Source organism: Streptomyces sp. HUAS MG56, assembly GCF_058673395.1.
The window spans coordinates 2,797,227-2,814,669 of sequence record NZ_CM178722.1 but is presented as its reverse complement, the minus strand read 5'-3'; the positions used below and the strand labels follow the sequence as shown (position 1 = coordinate 2,814,669).

14 protein-coding genes and 1 tRNA gene are annotated in these 17,443 nt (G+C 71.6%); 11 read left to right on the top strand and 4 right to left on the bottom strand.

Features of this window, described 5'->3' with window-relative positions; genetic code table 11:
* Positions 1–53: 53 nt before the first annotated feature.
* The 3 genes from AC4OXY_RS13405 to AC4OXY_RS13395 all read left to right on the top strand — a co-directional run bounded on the left by AC4OXY_RS13405 (position 54) and on the right by AC4OXY_RS13395 (position 3,473).
* On the top strand, positions 54–2,792 hold the full coding sequence (locus AC4OXY_RS13405) for an exo-rhamnogalacturonan lyase family protein (protein ID WP_491993971.1): 2,739 nt from the start codon (positions 54–56) through the stop codon (positions 2,790–2,792).
* Between the two features lie 123 nt (positions 2,793–2,915).
* Entirely contained in the window at positions 2,916–3,362 is a 447-nt protein-coding gene (locus AC4OXY_RS13400; RefSeq protein ID WP_356022033.1) for an SRPBCC family protein, read from the top strand.
* Positions 3,363–3,401: 39 nt separating this feature from the next.
* Positions 3,402–3,473: transfer RNA gene (locus AC4OXY_RS13395), tRNA-Val, on the top strand.
* Between the two features lie 45 nt (positions 3,474–3,518).
* Here AC4OXY_RS13395 and AC4OXY_RS13390 read toward each other — a convergent pair.
* Complete coding sequence (locus AC4OXY_RS13390; protein ID WP_356022031.1) at positions 3,519–4,244, bottom strand: 3'-5' exonuclease; 726 nt, start codon at positions 4,242–4,244, stop codon at positions 3,519–3,521.
* A 168-nt stretch (positions 4,245–4,412) separates the two neighbouring features.
* Here AC4OXY_RS13390 and AC4OXY_RS13385 point away from each other — a divergent pair, with 168 nt between their 5' ends.
* From AC4OXY_RS13385 to thrS, 3 genes are all read left to right on the top strand, one after another.
* Complete coding sequence (locus AC4OXY_RS13385; RefSeq protein WP_356022028.1) at positions 4,413–4,979, top strand: DUF4365 domain-containing protein; 567 nt, start codon at positions 4,413–4,415, stop codon at positions 4,977–4,979.
* Positions 4,976–6,220 carry a hypothetical protein gene (locus AC4OXY_RS13380; RefSeq protein WP_356022026.1) on the top strand — a complete coding sequence of 415 codons (1,245 nt, stop codon included), beginning with the start codon at positions 4,976–4,978 and terminating at the stop codon, positions 6,218–6,220. The genes AC4OXY_RS13385 and AC4OXY_RS13380 overlap by 4 nt, the downstream gene beginning before the upstream one ends.
* A gap of 98 nt (positions 6,221–6,318) precedes the next feature.
* Entirely contained in the window at positions 6,319–8,295 is a 1,977-nt protein-coding gene (gene thrS / locus AC4OXY_RS13375; protein WP_376288939.1) for a threonine--tRNA ligase, read from the top strand.
* Between the two features lie 37 nt (positions 8,296–8,332).
* On the opposite strand, the gene AC4OXY_RS13370 is transcribed toward thrS, so the two are convergent.
* Positions 8,333–8,989, bottom strand: a complete 657-nt coding sequence (locus AC4OXY_RS13370) for a potassium channel family protein (protein ID WP_362822781.1) — start codon at positions 8,987–8,989, stop codon at positions 8,333–8,335.
* A gap of 67 nt (positions 8,990–9,056) precedes the next feature.
* On the opposite strand from AC4OXY_RS13370, the gene AC4OXY_RS13365 reads away from it, so the two are divergent.
* Complete coding sequence (locus AC4OXY_RS13365) at positions 9,057–9,617, top strand: HIT family protein (RefSeq protein WP_356022018.1); 561 nt, start codon at positions 9,057–9,059, stop codon at positions 9,615–9,617.
* 52 nt (positions 9,618–9,669) lie between these two features.
* On the opposite strand, the gene AC4OXY_RS13360 is transcribed toward AC4OXY_RS13365, so the two are convergent.
* Positions 9,670–11,322 (bottom strand): AbeC-like domain-containing protein, encoded by a 1,653-nt coding sequence (locus AC4OXY_RS13360; RefSeq protein ID WP_491993970.1) that lies wholly within the window; start codon positions 11,320–11,322, stop codon positions 9,670–9,672.
* Between the two features lie 156 nt (positions 11,323–11,478).
* Positions 11,479–13,680 carry an elongation factor G-like protein EF-G2 gene (locus AC4OXY_RS13355; RefSeq protein WP_356022013.1) on the bottom strand — a complete coding sequence of 734 codons (2,202 nt, stop codon included), beginning with the start codon at positions 13,678–13,680 and terminating at the stop codon, positions 11,479–11,481.
* A 241-nt stretch (positions 13,681–13,921) separates the two neighbouring features.
* Between AC4OXY_RS13355 and pgsA the strand changes: the two genes are divergently transcribed.
* The 4 genes from pgsA (at position 13,922) to AC4OXY_RS13335 (ending at position 17,320) form a co-directional block, all read left to right on the top strand.
* Positions 13,922–14,650, top strand: coding sequence for a phosphatidylinositol phosphate synthase (gene pgsA, locus AC4OXY_RS13350; RefSeq protein ID WP_491994597.1), 729 nt, complete (start codon positions 13,922–13,924; stop codon positions 14,648–14,650).
* Positions 14,647–15,555: a phosphatidylinositol mannoside acyltransferase gene (locus AC4OXY_RS13345; RefSeq protein WP_402068722.1), complete on the top strand. Its 909-nt coding sequence runs from the start codon at positions 14,647–14,649 to the stop codon at positions 15,553–15,555. The genes pgsA and AC4OXY_RS13345 overlap by 4 nt, the downstream gene beginning before the upstream one ends.
* The gene (locus AC4OXY_RS13340; RefSeq protein ID WP_362822778.1) at positions 15,552–16,715 is read left to right on the top strand and encodes a glycosyltransferase family 4 protein; all 1,164 of its coding nucleotides are present in this window, start codon (positions 15,552–15,554) and stop codon (positions 16,713–16,715) included. The genes AC4OXY_RS13345 and AC4OXY_RS13340 overlap by 4 nt, the downstream gene beginning before the upstream one ends.
* 62 nt (positions 16,716–16,777) lie before the next feature.
* Positions 16,778–17,320: a LemA family protein gene (locus AC4OXY_RS13335; RefSeq protein ID WP_356022006.1), complete on the top strand. Its 543-nt coding sequence runs from the start codon at positions 16,778–16,780 to the stop codon at positions 17,318–17,320.
* Positions 17,321–17,443: the final 123 nt, after the last annotated feature.

Below are 17,443 nucleotides of genomic sequence, written 5' to 3'. Positions count from 1 at the left end.
CGCCGCGCTCTACGTGTCATGCCCCTGACCAGTCCATCTATGGAAGGAAGGCCATGTCCCCCATCCCCCGCAGATCCCTCCTCAAGGCGGCCGCCGTCGCCGGAGCCGCAGCGCAGTTCAGCTGGGCGCTCGGGGCCAAGGACGCCGAGGCCGCGCCCAGAGCCGCGGCCGGGGGCGACGACCCCGTCACCCTGGACTGGCTGGAGGACGCCGGCCTCGGCGCCGCGCCCGGCACCACGGTCGGCGTGCCCTGGCCCGTGGGCGCCCACCAGGAGGGCCAGACGTTCGCGCTCACGGACGCCGCGGGCAAGGACGTCCCCGTCCAGACCTGGGCGCTCGCCTACTGGCCCGACGGCTCCCTCAAGTGGACGGCCCACGCGGTGAGTTCGGGCAGCGGCAAGCTCACGCTGACCGTCGGGACGGCCGCCGCACCCGACAAGAGGGTCACCGTCGACAAGAACGGCGGCACCATCGACGTCTCCACCGGCGTCATCACCGCGCGGATCGACAAGAGCGGCTCGACCCTGATCAAGTCCGTCACCCGGGGGGCGACGGAGATCGCCCGCAACGGGCGCCTCGTTCTCCTCCGCCAGCCCGAGGCCGAGGACGAGGACGAGGGCACCGTGAGGACCGAGCGGTTCGACGGCACCGTCGGCGAGGTCACCGTCGAGCAGGACGGCCCCGTCCGCGCGGTCGTCCGCATCGACGGCAAGCACCGCAAGGGAAGCCGCAGTTGGCTGCCGTTCTCCCTCCGCCTGTACTTCTACGCCGGCGCCGACTCCTTCCGCATGGTGCACACCATCACCTACGACGGGAAGCAGGAGCCCGGCAAGGCGAGCGGGGACTTCATCCGCGGGCTCGGCGTCCGCTTCTCCGTGCCGATGCGCGACGCGGCGTACGACCGGCACATCCGCCTCGGCGGCGAGGGCAGCGGTCTGCTCCGCGAGGCCGTCCAGGGAATCACCGGACTGCGCCGGGACCCGGGAGCCGCCGTGCAGAGCGCCCAGTACGAGGGCCGGAAGCTGCCGGACCCCGCGACCTGGGACCAGCGCGTGACGACCCGGTTGCCGTACGTCCCGCACTGGGGTGACTACACCCTCGCCCAGCTCTCCGCCGACGGCTTCACCCTGCGCAAGCGCACCAAGAAGGGGTACGGCTGGATCGCCGCCGGCGGTGGCAGGCGGGCCTCCGGCTTCGGCTACGTCGGCGGCGCGAGCGGCGGACTCTCCTTCGGCCTCCGGGACTTCTGGGAGAAGTTCCCCGCCCAGCTCGACATCCGCGACGCCCACACCGACGAGGCCACCGTCACCCTCTGGCTCTGGTCGCCCGAGGCCCAGCCCATGGACCTGCGCTTCTACCACGACGGCATGGGCCAGGACACCTACGCCGAGCAGCTCGAAGGCCTCAACATCACCTACGAGGACTACGAGCCGAAGTTCGGCACCCCCTACGGCATCGCCCGGACCTCCGAACTCCTCTTCTGGGCCAACGACGCCACGCCCTCCGCCGACACCCTCGCCCAGCAGATCGCGGCCCTACGGGTGCTGCCGCAACTCGCCGCCCCGCCCCGGCAGCTCGTCAGGGCCAAGGTCTTCGGCCCCGGCCTGTTCTCCGAGCCGGACCGCTCCACCCCCGCCAAGGCGAAGATCGAGGACCACCTCGACTTCCTCTTCACCTACTACAAGGACCAGGTGGAGCAACGCCGTTGGTACGGCTTCTGGGACTACGGCGACTTCATGCACACCTACGACACCGTGCGCCACCAGTGGCGCTACGACGTCGGCGGCTACGCCTGGGACAACTCCGAGCTGTCACCCGACCTGTGGCTCTGGTACGCGTACGTGCGCTCCGGCCGCTCCGACCTCTTCCGCTTCGCCGAGGCGCTCACCCGGCACACCGGCGAGGTCGACGTCTACCACCTCGGCGCATGGGCGGGCCTCGGGACCCGGCACGGTGTGCAGCACTTCGGCGACAGCGCCAAGCAGCAGCGCATCGCCAACACCACCTACCGCCGCTTCTACTACTTCCTCACCGGCGACGAACGCGTCGGCGACCTCATGCACGCAGGCGTCGACTCCGACGAGACCTTCCTCGTCCTCGACCCGCTGCGCAAGGTCCGCACCGACCCCTACACCCCCGACCGGCACGCCCTGTCCATCGGCTTCGGCACGGACTGGAGCGGCCTGGTGTCGGCCTGGCTGACCGAGTGGGAGCGCAAGGGCCCCCAGTGGGAGAAGGCCAAGGCCCGCGTGCTGTCCACGATGCGGGGCATCGCCGCCCAGCCCAACGGCTTCGTGCAGGGCAGCGGGCTGTACGACCTCGACACCGGCGCATTCGCCGTCGCCGACAAGCCGGTCGTCTCCGTGTCCCACCTCTCGGCCGTCTTCGGCCTGAACGAGCTGTGCGCCGAGCTGATCCACCTGGTCGACATGCCCGACTTCAAGAAGGCCTACCTGGACTACTGCCGCTACTTCAACGCCACCAAGGCCGAACAGAAGGCCCGCTACGGCACCGACTTCGGCACCCTCCTGCTCTTCCAGGGGCACTCGCGCCTGGACGCCTACGCCGCCGTACAGACCGGGGACGCGACCCTCGCCGAGCGCGCCTGGACCAAGTTCTACGGCTCCGACGGCTACACCGAGTCCTCGCCGTGGCGGACCGAGAGCCTGACCGGACCGGTCACCCTGGTGGAGGGGAGCGAGGCGGCCTGGGTGTCCAGCAACGACACCGCGCTCTACGGCCTCGCGGCCATCGAGAACCTGGCCCTGCTCGGGGACAAGATGCCCGGATGACAGGGCTGGGTGAGCGCCGTCGCACGGGCGGCGGCGCTCGCCCCCCGAGTCTGCACCGCCGCACGAGGCGGCGCATGAGTACGCGTACTCAGAGCGGGGCGCCCCGGCGGGCAGACTCCCCCCATGGACTGGAACCGGTACCGCTTCCTCAGCCTGTGGTCCCTGCCCGCCCCGCCGGCGGCCGTGTACGCCGTGCTGGAGCGGCCCGAGGACTATCCCCGCTGGTGGCCGCAGGTCCGGACGGTGACCCGGCTCGACGACCGCACCGGCGTCTTCGCCATCCGGCCCGTGCTGCCGTACACGATGACCTTCACCGCACGCGAGACACGCCGCGACCCGGACGCCGGGGTCCTGGAGATCGCGGTGTCCGGCGACCTCGACGGCTGGGCCCGCTGGACGCTCACCGCCGACGGCCCCGGCACCCTCGCCCGCTACGACCAGGCGGTCAGCGTGAACAAGCCCCTGCTGCGGCGTCTCGCTGTCCCCGGCCGCCCGGTCTTCCGCGCCAACCACCGGCTGATGATGGCCGCCGGACGACGGGGACTGCTGAGGTATCTCGAAGCGGTTTGAAGGATCCGCGTCTCGACCTGTATTGTTCAGTGCGTTCCCGGGCGATTAGCTCAGTGGGAGAGCGCTTCGTTCACACCGAAGAGGTCACTGGTTCGAACCCAGTATCGCCCACCGGGAGAAGGCCGGTCCGCCGCAGCGGGCCGGTCTTCCGCGTATTCAGGCCGCCGCCGGCAGCTCCGGCCGCAGGGGCCAGTCCGTGCTGACGATCTCCGTCGAGCCGCTGCGCGCGAACCAGGCCTGGAGGCCACGGGCCTGGGCCGCGTGCCAGTTGGCCTGGAGCGTGTGCAGTTCGGCGGGGGACAGGCGCTCCAGCCGGGTCGCGAAACGGCGGCCCACCGCCCGTACGACATCCAGTGCGGCCAGTGCGTCCGCCGCGGCGTCGTGCGCGCCCTCCAGCGTCACCTCGTAGTGCGCGCACAGGTCGGTCAGCGTGCGGCGGCCCTTGCGGTACCGGTCCAGGTGCTTGTCCAGCACCCGCGGGTCCAGCACCCTGAGCGGCACCGACTCGAACCAGCGGTCCAGCGACGACGCCCGGTGCCGGCGCAACTCCCGGTCCAGCAGCGTCAGATCGAAGGGCGCGTTCATCACCACCAGCGGACGGCCCATCGCCGCGTGCTCCGCCAGCTGCTCGGCTATCTCGTACATCACCGGCGCCGGCCAGCGGCCGTTGTGCTGGAGGTGCTCCTCCGTCAGCCCGTGCACCGCCGTCGCCGCCTCGGGGACCGGCACCCCCGGGTTCACCAGCCACCGGGACATCCGGGGCCGGGTGCCCGGGGCGTCCTGGACGACGACTGCGGCCGACACGATCCGGTCGGTCTCGACGTCCACACCCGTCGTCTCCGTGTCGAAGGCCGCGAGCGGCCCCTCGTACCAGGTCGTCATCCGAACCCAACTCCTTGTTCACCTACCGCAGATGACGTTCCGTCTTCTGCCTGTTTGGTGATACCCGGGCTGTTTGCGCCGTACGCCGCGAGGAGACAACAGGAGTACGGGTCTTTGCAGTTCAGCGGCCCGCAGCGGAGACACTCATTGCTTGGAAGGCTGTTGGTCATGGCCATAGCGCAGCCCGAGCGGGGCGGGCTGCTGCCCGATCGCCCGGGCACCGTCCGCGGCTCGCTCGCCACCACCGCCTGCATGGAGACCTTGCAGGTCGGCTATCTGCACGCGGTCGCCGCCGCGGCGGGATGCTCGCTGTCCCAGCCCTTCCCGGACAACGGCATCGACTGGCACGTCAGCCACAGCGCGCCCGGACACACCGTCGACGACGAGGTCACCATCAAGGTGCAGCTGAAGTGCACCTACCAGATCCCGCCGAACCCGCCGGGCCGCTCCTTCTCCTTCACCCTCGACAACGACCATCTGCGCAAGCTCGCCCGCACACCCGTCTCGGTGCACAAGATCCTGGTCGTGATGCTCGTCCCGCGCTCCCAGGACGACTGGCTGCGCGCCAGCCACGACCGGCTCGACCTGCGGCACTGCTGCTACTGGGTCAACCTCGCCGGCCACCCGGTCACCGGCCGGCACCGGACCACCGTGCGGATCCCGACCTCGCGCATCTTCGACGACCGGGCGCTGTGCGAGATCATGACGCGGGTCGGGACGGGAGGCAGACCATGAGGAGCCGTCCGTACGAGGAGCTGCCGCGCCAGGTCCGGCCGCATCCCGACGACCTCGCCCGGCAGCAGCCCCCCGACCCCGCCCGGGTCGACCCGGCGGTGCTCGGCGCGCTGCTGCACCGGCACGGCTGGCAGCGGCGCGGCGGAGCACCCGGGCGCTACGGCCGCTGGACCCCGCCCGGGCCGGGCGCCGGCGCGACCAGCCTGCTGGTGCCGGAGAGCCGCGCCTTCCCCGACAGCGACGACCTGCTCGGCGAGGCCCTCGACGCGCTCGCCCGCAGCGAGACGCCCGGCGCGCGCGAGGTGCTGATCTCCCTCGCCCTGCCCAGCGACGAGATCCGCTGGTGGCGCGACGCCCCGGCCGGGCCCGCCGGCGCCGCGCCCTGGAGCGCCGACGAGCAACTGCGCGGCGCCGCACGGCAGATGCTGCTCGCCGCCGCGCTCGCCACGCGCGCGCGTGCCGGCTACCACGGCGCCCGCCACCGCCGCGCGGCCGTCGCCCTGCTGGAACACGTCCTCGTCGGGCCCGCCGCCGAGGGCCGCACCCTCACCGCGTTCGCGCCCGTCCCGGCGGGCCGGCCCCTCGCCGTCCGCCTCCACCAGGCGCTGTACGCCGCCCGCGAGGCCATCGACTACCAGCGGGCCACCGGCGGCATGGACGCCTTCGACGGCGCCGTCGAGGCCGGGGTCAGCCGCGAGCTGACCGAGGCGCTGGCCACGCTGGTCCGGGGCACCGAGGGCGCCCGGATCGCCGTCGCCTGGGCACCCGGCGCCGGAGTCCCGGAGGGCTGCGCGCCCGCCGCCGAGCCCGTCGAGTTCTCCCCGGGCGATCTGCCCGTGCTGCGCGAGGCCGCCGCCCGCTATCTGCGCGAGGAGCCCTCGGTGCCGGTCCGGATCACCGGCGCCGTGGTCCGCATGCGCCGCTCCGGCCCCGGCGGCGAGGGCACCGTACGGCTGCGCGTCCTCGCCGGCGCCGAGGTCCCGCACGTCCGCGTCACCCTGGACGAGGAGGACTACCGCATCGCCGGCCACGCCCATCTCGTCGGCCTCCCGGTGCGCGTGCACGGCCGGCTGGAGCGCCGGGGCGGCTTCCGCCGGCTCACCGGAGCCTCCGGGGTCGTCCCCGTCCAGGTCGACGAGGCCGAGCGCGACCGGCTGCTGAAGGCCCTCCAGGAGAACCTCGACTTCTTCGAGGAGGCGTGCGGGGAGGGCGGACCGGGAGAGTACGGGGAGGGGGACTGAGGGTGACCGTTTAGCGGTCGGCGCGGTCGGGTCGGTACGATCGCCTGTGCGCGCGCTCCTGGTATGGCGCCGCACCCACCTTCAGTCAGGAGAGACCGGTGTCAGACGTCCGTGTGATCATCCAACGCGATTCCGAGCGGGAAGAACGCGTGGTGACGACGGGCACTACGGCCGCCGACCTCTTCGCGGGCGAGCGCTCGATCATCGCCGCGCGCGTGGCCGGCGAGCTGAAGGACCTCACCTACGCGGTCCAGGACGGCGAGACCGTCGAGGGTGTCGAGATCTCCTCCGAGGACGGCCTGAACATCCTGCGCCACTCGACCGCGCACGTCATGGCGCAGGCCGTGCAGGAGATCTTCCCCGAGGCCAAGCTGGGCATCGGCCCGCCCGTCAAGGACGGCTTCTACTACGACTTCGACGTCGAGAAGCCGTTCACGCCCGAGGATCTCAAGGCCATCGAGAAGAAGATGCAGGAGATCCAGAAGCGCGGGCAGAAGTTCGCCCGCCGCGTGGTGACCGACGAGGCCGCCCGCGAGGAGCTGGCGGACGAGCCGTACAAGCTGGAGCTGATCGGCCTCAAGGGCTCCGCGTCCAGCGACGACGGCGCGGACGTCGAGGTCGGCGCAGGTGAGCTGACGATCTACGACAACCTGGACGCCAAGACCGGCGAGCTGTGCTGGAAGGACCTCTGCCGCGGTCCGCACCTGCCCTCCACCCGCCTCATCCCGGCGTTCAAGCTGATGCGCAACGCGGCCGCCTACTGGCGCGGCAGCGAGAAGAACCCGATGCTCCAGCGCATCTACGGCACCGCCTGGCCCTCCAAGGACGAGCTGAAGGGCTACCTGGACTTCCTCGCCGAGGCCGAGAAGCGCGACCACCGCAAGCTCGGCACCGAGCTGGACCTCTTCTCCATCCCCGAGCAGATCGGCTCCGGCCTCGCCGTCTTCCACCCCAAGGGCGGCATCGTCCGCCGCACGATGGAGGACTACTCGCGGCGCCGCCACGAGGAAGAGGGCTACGAGTTCGTCTACACCCCGCACGCCACGAAGGGGAAGCTCTTCGAGACGTCCGGCCACCTGGACTGGTACGCCGAGGGCATGTACCCCCCCATGCAGCTCGACGAGGGCGTGGACTACTACCTCAAGCCCATGAACTGCCCGATGCACAACCTGATCTTCGACGCGCGTGGCCGCTCGTACCGCGAACTGCCGCTGCGCCTCTTCGAGTTCGGGACCGTGTACCGGTACGAGAAGTCGGGCGTCGTGCACGGCCTCACCCGGGCCCGCGGCTTCACGCAGGACGACGCGCACATCTACTGCACCCGTGAGCAGATGTCCGAGGAACTGGACAAGACGCTCACCTTCGTCCTCGGCCTGCTGCGCGACTACGGCCTGACCGACTTCTACCTGGAGCTGTCCACCAAGGACCCGGAGAAGTTCGTCGGCTCCGACGAGGTCTGGGAGGAGGCGACCGAGACGCTGCGCCAGGTCGCCGAGAAGCAGGGCCTGCCCCTCGTCCCCGACCCGGGCGGCGCCGCCTTCTACGGTCCGAAGATCTCCGTCCAGGCCAAGGACGCGATCGGCCGTACCTGGCAGATGTCGACCATCCAGCTCGACTTCAACCTGCCCGAGCGCTTCAACCTGGAGTACACGGGCCCGGACGGCTCCAAGCAGCGCCCGGTCATGATCCACCGCGCCCTGTTCGGCTCCATCGAGCGGTTCTTCGCCGTGCTCCTGGAGCACTACGCGGGCGCCTTCCCGGCGTGGCTGGCCCCGGTCCAGGCCCTCGGCATCCCGATCGGCGACGCGCACGTCGAGTACCTGGAGAAGTTCGCGGCGGCGGCCCGCAGGAAGGGCCTGCGCGTCGAGGTGGACTCCTCCTCGGACCGGATGCAGAAGAAGATCCGCAACGCCCAGAAGCAGAAGGTGCCCTTCATGGTCATCGCGGGCGACGAGGACATGTCCAACAACTCGGTGTCCTTCCGCTACCGCGACGGCTCGCAGGAGAACGGCATCCCGTTCGACGAGGCCATCGCGAAGATCGCCCAGGTCGTCGAGGAGCGGGCCCAGGTCTGATCCGGCACCCGCCGCGCGCGAAGGCCCCCGGGGAGGTTCACCGCCCCGGGGGCCTCTCGTCGCCCTCCCGGTAGAAGGTCCGCATCAGCCAGGACGAGAACGACCCCGTCACCGCGCCGAGCAGGGCGAGGCCGCCGGCCATCATCACGATCGCGATCAGCCGGCCGACGGGGGTCACCGGGGTGACGTCGCCGTAGCCGACCGTGCTCAGGGTCGAGGCGGCCCACCACACGGCGTCCCCGAACGTCCGCACCGTCGCACCGGGCGCCCCGCGCTCCTGCTGGTAGACCGCGAGGGCACCGGCGAAGCCGAGCAGCAGGGCGGACAGCCCGGCGTACGAGATCACCCGCGCGTACAGCGAGAGCCGCGGCTGTCCGGACCGGTGCTGGAGCGCGTCGTACAGCGGGACGATCCGCAGCGGGCGCAGCAGCGGCAGGGCGAGCACCACCGTGTGCAGCACATGCGTCGGCACGAAGCGCAGCCCCTGCCCGCTGAGCCGCCAGTGCACCGCGTAGTCCACGGCGGACACCACCCAGAGGGCGAGCAGCAGGTACGTGCTCAGGTGCCGCCAGAACACGGGCAGGTCCGTGGCCAGGACGCGGGTGGCGTACACGGCCAGGAAGAGCAGCGCCGCCACGAAGAGAGGGATCTCGGTGCGCTGCTCCCAGCGCGCCGCAGGGCTGTCGTCGTCCACCGGCCCAGCTTCGCCGGACAGCGTCTCCCGGCTGCCCCGGCGACACGCCGGGAACGGGCGAAGCCATATGCTGCATGGCATGACGAGTGAGCCGGAGCAGCAGATCGGGGTGGGGACGCAGGACGCGTTCCAGCGTTTGTGGACGCCCCACCGGATGGCGTACATCCAGGGCGAGAACAAGCCGACCGGCCCGGGGGAGGGCGACGGCTGCCCGTTCTGCTCGCTCCCGGCCAAGTCCGACGAGGACGGGCTGATCGTCCGGCGCGGTGAGCACGTGTACGCCGTGCTCAACCTCTACCCGTACAACGGCGGCCATCTGATGACCGTGCCGTACCGGCACGTGGCCGACTACACCGAGCTGACCGGGGCGGAGACCGCCGAGCTGGCCGAGCTGACCAAGCAGGCGATGACGGCGCTGCGCACCGCGTCCGGCGCACACGGCTTCAACATCGGCATGAACCAGGGCACGGTCGCGGGCGCCGGCATCGCCGCCCACCTGCACCAGCACATCGTCCCGCGCTGGGGCGGCGACACGAACTTCATGCCGGTCGTCGGCCACACGAAGGTGCTGCCGCAGCTGCTCGCGGACACCAGGAAGATGCTGGCGGAGGCCTGGCCCACGGCCTGAACCGTCGGGTGCCCCTCCTCCGGCCTCCTCACGACGGAGAAGGGGCGCACCCTCACGCGTCGTACGTGTCGGACTTCTTGGGCGAGGCATCCTGCACCGACCCGCTCAGGACGGACGCCCGCGAGCTGAACTTGTCGACGTCCACGTCGTGTTCCCTGAGCACCCTGAGCACGGCCCGGTGGACCGCCCGGAGTATCGGGGTGGCCGCGCGCAGCGCGTCGTCGGCCATGAAACGGTGCCGCCAGGGCTGATCGGCCCAGGAGTGCCGCAGACCGAAGGGCTCGGGCAGGCCGATCGAGCCACCGAGCCACTTCAGCAGCGGCGGGTACCAGCCGATGGCGGCCCGCGCGGCGAGCCGCACCACCTCGTCGGCGGTGACCAGCGGAAGCTTGATCGTCCGGGTCTCCCAGAACTTGACGGTCTTCGCGACCTTCTTCACAGGGGCCTCGGGCTTGCCGCGGAACAGGCCGTTGACCGGGCCGAGGGCGTGTCCGGTGACCTCGATGCGCAGGGTCTCCTTCAGCACGGTCACGGTGATCATCATGGTGAGGATCAGGTCGCCGTTCCACAGATGCGGCCACTGCACGCCCAGGTAGTGCCGGTCGCCGCTGTCGAACTGCTGGTTGTTGCAGATGTCCTCGACGGCCTTCGGCTTGACCTGGTACGCCTCGACGTCCGTCCCCTCCGGCCTCGACACCTCCTTGGCGCCCTCGCCGACATGCGTGACGATCCAGTGCTTCACCTGCGGCTTGGGAAATCCGCCGGTCTTCAGGTGCTGCCGGTCCAGCACGCTCAGCTCGTCGTGGATCGCCCGGACGACCGTCCAGCTGCGGAACTCGTGGATGCCCTTGACCGCGTCGAGGGGGACCAGCTCCTCCGCGAGGTGCCAGGAGCCCCAGCGGGTGCCCATCCCGAGGATGCCCTTCGGACCGGCGTAGAAGACCGAGTTGGACTGCTGCTCGGCGCTGAGCCGGGCCAGTGACTGCCGCAGCTGCTCGGCCGCGGCCTGGTCCGGGCTGGTCGGCACCGCCTCGGGGACCTTCGCGCCGACGCTGCCGCCGGAGAGCAGATCGCCCCAGCGCTCACGCAGGTCCTGCGCGGTGCTCTCGCAGATCCGCTTGGCCAGGAACCAGCCGGCGACGGGGACCACGGCGCAGCCGCGCGCGTACCAGTGCCAGAAGCCGGTGAACGGCGTCCGGATCAGGAAGATCACCGTGGCGACGCCGACGACGGCCACCAGGAGCGTGCCGAGGCCCGAGACCCGCTTGTCGTCGTTCTTCAGCATCAGGGCCCGGAGCTGGAAGACGAGCAGCCAGACCAGCAGGCCGGGCAGGAAGAGCAGGCCGCACAGCACCATGAGGGCGGTCAGCTTCGTGTCCCGCTCCCGGCGGATGCGGTTGGCCGCGAGGCAGTGCTCGACGACCACCTGCGGCTCGCAGCCGAAGGACTGGATGAGCGGCTTCCTGTCGACGCCCAGCATGCGGTCGATGACCGCCTGGGCGTACGCCTCACCGAAGTTGGGCCGGAAGATCTTCGCCCACGAGCGGTGCTCGGTGACCGTCGACTGGTGCCATTCGTTGTCGGCCTTCTTGATCTCCTCCATCGGCGTGTCCCGGTACGCCGCCGAGGCCAGGGCAAAGGTCGGGGCCTGCTCACCGCCGCCCGGCCTGGGCACCTGTGGCCCGAAGAAGTCCTCGAAGCTCATTCCCGCCCCCACTTGCCGCCGCCCCGCTCCTGCGGCCTTCCCGACTTCCGTACTCCGCACACCTGTTGATCAGGTCATCAGCGTATCCCCAGCCACCGGCATACGGGGGCGGACGGCCGAAGCCGTCCGCCCGATCGGGGTGCGTCCCGCCGTGAACTACACCGTTTCGTCGGCCTGTTCGCGGATCCGCTCGGCGATCTGCGGAGGCATCGGCTCGTGCCGGGCGTAGCTCCGGTCGAAGCGGGCCGTGCCGTGGGAGAGCGAGCGCAGGTCGACGGCGTACCGGCCGATCTCGAACTCGGGCACCTCGGCCCGGATCAGGGTCCGCCCGGCGCCGACCTGTTCCGTGCCGAGCACCCGGCCGCGCCGGCCCGACAGGTCGCTCATCACCGCGCCCACGTAGTCGTCGCCGACCAGCACCGACACCTCGGCCACCGGCTCCAGCAGATGGATCCTGGCGTCGGCCGCGGCCTCCCGCAGCGCGAGTGCGCCCGCCGTCTGGAAGGCGGCGTCGGAGGAGTCCACCGAGTGCGCCTTGCCGTCCAGCAGCGTGATCCGCACGTCCACCAGCGGATGCCCGGCGGCGACGCCCTTGGCGGCCTGCGCCCGTACGCCCTTCTCGACGGACGGGATGAACTGGCGCGGCACGGCGCCGCCGACCACCTTGTCCACGAACTCGATGCCCGAGCCGCCCGGCAGCGGCTCCACCTCGATCTCGCAGATCGCGTACTGCCCGTGCCCGCCGGACTGCTTCACATGCCGGCCGCGCCCGGACGCCTTGTGCGCGAACGTCTCCCGGAGGGAGACCCGGTGCGGGACGACGTCGACCTGGACGCCGTAACGGTTGCGCAGCCGCTCCAGAGCCACGTCCGCGTGGGCCTCGCCCAGGCACCACAGGACCACCTGGTGGGTGTCCTGGTTCTGCTCCAGACGCATCGTCGGATCCTCGGCGACCAGCCGGGAAAGGCCCTGGGAGAGCTTGTCCTCGTCGGGCTTGCTGTGTGCCTGGATGGCGAGCGGCAGCAGCGGGTCGGGCATCCGCCAGGGCTCCATCAGCAGCGGGTCGTCCTTCGCGGAGAGCGTGTCCCCGGTCTCGGCGCGGCCCAGCTTGGCCACGCACACCAGGTCACCGGCGACGGCGTGCGTCACCGGGCGCTGCTGCTTGCCGAAGGGCATGGACAGGGCGCCGACCTTCTCGTCGACGTCATGGTCCTCGTGGCCGCGGTCGGCGAGCCCGTGCCCGGAGACGTGCACCGTCTGGTCGGGGCGCAGGGTGCCGGAGAAGACGCGGACGAGGGAGACGCGGCCGACGTAGGGGTCGGAGGCGGTCTTGACGACCTCGGCGACCAGCGGGCCGTCGGTGTCGCACGGCTTCAGCTCGCGTCGTGTGCCGTCGATGCCGCTGACCTCGGGCAGCGCGTGCTCGAACGGAGTCGGACAGCCGCCGGTGACCAGCTCCAGCAGCTCGACCGTGCCGAGCCCCTGCCGGGCGCCCTCGGCGGCGGGGGCGGCTGCCAGGACGGGGAAGAACGAGCCGCGGGCGACGGCCCGCTCCAGGTCCTCGATCAGGGTCTTGACGTCGATCTGCTCGCCGCCGAGATAGCGGTCCATGAGGGTCTCGTCCTCGCTCTCGGCGATGATCCCCTCGATGAGCCGGTTGCGGGCCTCCTCGATGTCCGGCAGCTGGTCCGCGCCGGGCTCGGACTCCTTGCGCTCCCCGGTCGAGTAGTCGAACAGCTTCTGCGTCAGCAGCCCGACCAGCCCGGTCACCGGCGCGTGCCCGTCGGGTCCCTCCGGGCCGCGCAGCGGCGTGTACAGCGGGAGCACGGCGTCGGGGTCGTCCCCGCCGAAGGCCTCGGCGCAGGTCCGGGTCATGTCCTCGAAGTCCGCGCGCGCGGCCTCCAGGTGCGTGATCACGATCGCGCGGGGCATGCCGACGGCCGCGCACTCCTCCCAGACCATCCGGGTGGCGCCGTCCACCCCGTCCGAGGCCGAGACGACGAAGAGGGCCGCGTCCGCCGCCCGCAGACCGGCCCGCAGCTCCCCGACGAAGTCGGCGTACCCGGGGGTGTCGAGGAGGTTGATCTTGATGCCGTTCCATTCGACGGGCACCAGCGAGAGCTGTACGGAGCGTTGCTGCCGGTGCTCGATCTCGTCGTAGTCCGAGACGGTGCCGCCGTCCTCGACGCGGCCCGCCCGGTTCACCGCCCCCGCGGTCAGCGCGAGGGCCTCCACCAGGGTCGTCTTGCCCGAACCGGAGTGGCCGACCAGCACCACGTTCCGTACAGACGCGGGCTGGTCGGCCTCAAGAGCCCTGCCGGCGGCCCCGGGGTGGTGTGTCTGTGCCTTGTCGCCCATGATCCTGCCTCCCGTGCACGGTGAGGTCACTGTGGGCGCGGACACGCGGGATCCGCGTGTGGTGGCGGCTCCGGCGACGCCCGCGGTTATTCGAGCTTTCCACTCCCGTCACGTTGCGTCCATACGAAGGACAGCGGCGGGCGCCGAACGCGCCACGCACGCCCGGCGCGCGTCGGCGCACGCCGGTTCACGCCACGGGCTGCGGGTGCCCGCCCGCCACGCACGCGCGCGCGTGACTACGATGGGCCAGCCGGAGGCCACCAGGGCCGCGGCGACACCGACCGTCGGGAAGGCCATGCTGAACAAGTACGCGCGTGCATTCTTCACGCGTGTCCTCACACCGTTCGCCGCGTTTCTCATCCGGCGGGGGGTGAGCCCCGACACGGTCACGCTCATCGGCACGGCCGGCGTGGTGGCGAGCGCGCTGGTCTTCTACCCCCGGGGCGAGTTCTTCTGGGGCACGGTCGTCATCACCCTGTTCGTCTTCTCCGACCTGGTCGACGGAAACATGGCCCGCCAGCTGGGCCGCTCCAGCCGCTGGGGCGCCTTCCTGGACTCCACCCTCGACCGGGTCGCCGACGGCGCGATCTTCGGCGGCTTCGCGCTCTGGTACGCGGGCAACGGGAACGACAACGTCCTGTGCGCCGTCTCGATCTTCTGCCTGGCCAGCGGCCAAGTGGTGTCCTACACCAAGGCGCGCGGCGAGTCGATCGGGCTGCCGGTCGCCGTCAACGGGCTGGTGGAGCGCGCCGAGCGCCTGGTGATCTCGCTGGTCGCGGCCGGTCTCGCGGGCCTGCACACGTTCGGTGTGCCGGGCATCCAGTGGCTGCTGCCGATCGCCCTGTGGATCGTCGCCGCCGGCAGCCTGGTCACGCTGATCCAGCGGGTCGTCACCGTCCGCCGCGAGTCCGCCGAGGCGGACGAGGCCGCCCGGCAGAACGCGTCCCGGGGGAGCGAGGCGGCGAAGTGAGCACCGCCGACCGGCTCAGCGACGCGCTGTACGGCCTCGGCTGGAGCACCGTCAAGAAGCTCCCCGAACCGGCCGCGGTCCGGCTCGGCCGCACCATCGCCGACCTCTCCTGGAAGCAGCGCGGCAAGGGCGTCCAGCGGCTGGAGAGCAACTACGCGCGCGTGGTGCCCGGCGCCACGCCCGAGCGCCTCGCCGAGCTGTCCCGCGCGGGCATGCGCTCGTACCTGCGCTACTGGATGGAGTCCTTCCGGCTGCCGGCCTGGAGCCGCGAGCGGGTGCGGACCGGGTTCGACCCCAAGGACATCCACCACCTCACCGACGGGCTCGCCTCCGGCCAGGGCGTGGTCCTCGCGCTGCCGCACATGGCCAACTACGACCTGGCCGGCGCCTGGGTCACCACGAAGCTGGAAACGCCGTTCACGACGGTCGCCGAGCGGCTGAAGCCCGAGACGCTCTACGACCGTTTCGTCGCCTACCGCGAGGGCCTCGGCATGGAGGTCCTGCCGCACAGCGGCGGCTCGGCCTTCGGCACCCTGGCCCGGCGGCTGCGCGACGGCGGTCTGGTCTGCCTGGTCGCCGACCGTGACCTGTCCGCCTCCGGCGTCGAGGTCGACTTCTTCGGCGAGCGCACCCGGATGCCCGCGGGCCCGGCCCTGCTCGCCCAGCAGACCGGCGCGCTGCTGCTGCCGGTCACCCTCTGGTACGACGACTCGCCGATCATGAAGGGGCAGGTGCATCCCCCGATAGAGGTACCCGGGTCAGGCACGCGCGCGGAGAAGACGTCCGTGATGACACAGGCGCTGGCCGACGCCTTCGCCACCGGGATCGCCGACCATCCGGAGGACTGGCACATGCTCCAACGCCTGTGGCTCGCCGACCTCGACCCGGCGAAGGGGCCGTCGTGAGAATCGGGATCGTCTGCCCGTACTCCTGGGACGTGCCCGGGGGCGTCCAGTTCCACATCCGCGACCTCGCCGAGTACTTCATCCGGCTCGGCCACGAGGTGTCCGTGCTCGCCCCGGCCGACGACGACACGCCGCTGCCGCCGTACGTCGTCTCGGCCGGCCGCGCGGTCCCGGTGCCGTACAACGGCTCCGTGGCCCGGCTGAACTTCGGCTTCCTGTCGGCCGCGCGCGTACGGCGCTGGCTGCACGAGGGCCACTTCGACGTGGTGCACATCCACGAACCGACCTCGCCCTCGCTCGGGCTGCTGACCTGCTGGGCGGCGCAGGGCCCGATCGTCGCGACCTTCCACACCTCCAACCCCCGCTCGCGCGCGATGATCGCCGCGTACTCCATTCTTCAGGCCGCGCTGGAGAAGATCAGCGCGCGGATCGCGGTCAGCGAGTACGCCCGGCGCACCCTGGTCGAGCACCTCGGCGGGGACGCGGTGGTCATCCCCAACGGCGTCGACGTGGACTTCTTCGCCAAGGCCGAGCCGAAGCCGCAGTGGCAGGGCGACACGATCGGCTTCATCGGCCGCATCGACGAGCCCCGCAAGGGCCTGCCGGTCCTCATGAAAGCCCTGCCGAAGATCCTCGCGGCCCGCCCGCAGACGCGCCTTCTGGTCGCCGGCCGGGGTGACGAGGAGGCGGCCGTGGAGGACCTCCCGGAGGAGGTACGCGCGCGCGTGGAGTTCCTCGGCATGGTCAGCGACGAGGACAAGGCGCGTCTCCTGCGCAGCGTCGACCTGTACGTCGCGCCGAACACCGGAGGCGAGAGCTTCGGCATCATCCTCGTCGAGGCGCTGTCGGCGGGCGCCCCCGTCCTCGCCTCCGACCTGGACGCCTTCGTCCAGGTCCTCGACCAGGGCGAGGCGGGCGAGGTCTTCGCCAACGAGAACGCCGACGCGCTCGCCGAGACGGCCGTACGGCTGCTGTCGGACCCGGCCCGCCTGGCGGAGCTGCGCGAGCGGGGCAGCGCCCACGTCCGGCGCTTCGACTGGTCGACGGTCGGCGCGGACATCCTGTCGGTGTACGAGACGGTGACGGCCGGCGCGGCAGCGGTCGCGGCGGACGAGCGCACGACGGGACTGCGGGCGCGGTTCGGGCTGGCGCGGGACTGACGGCCCCGGCCGGTCGGGGACCGACACCGAGGGCGTCGGTGCGCAGCCGATAGCCTTCCGGCGTGACCGCAACCCTCATCTGGATCCTTGTCGCCCTCGTCGTGATCGGCGTGTATCTCAGCTGGACGGCCGGGCGGCTGGACCGGCTGCACGTGCGGATGGACGCCGCGCGGGCCGCCCTGGACGCCCAGTTGCTGCGGCGGGCCTCCGTGACGCAGGAGCTGGCCACCTCCGGTGTGCTGGACCCGGCCGCCTCGATCGTGCTCTACGAGGCGGCGCACGCGTCCCGGCAGGCCGAGGAGGAGCAGCGCGAGGTCGCGGAGAGCGAGCTGAGCCAGGCGCTGCGCGCGGTCTTCGCCGACCCGGCCCAGGTGGAGGCCGTACGCGAGGCCCCGGGCGGCGAGGCGGCGGCCCATGAGCTGGCCGAGGCCGTGCGCCGGGTCCCGATGGCCCGCCGGTTCCACAACGACGCCGTGGGCGCGGCCCGCAGGCTCCGCGAGCACCGCAAGGTCCGCTGGTTCCGGCTCGCCGGCCACGCCCCGTTCCCGCTGGCCTTCGAGATGGACGACGAGCCGCCCGCGGCGCTCGTGGAGCGCGACGCCTGAGCACGCCCGCTGAACCCCCGGTGAACCAAAAGGATCCACCGGCTTCCCATTGGCCCTTGCTGTGGCCTGGTCCATTCGCGTTTCCTCGGTGAGGCAGTAACCCTCTTCCCTTCAGTGAGGTCA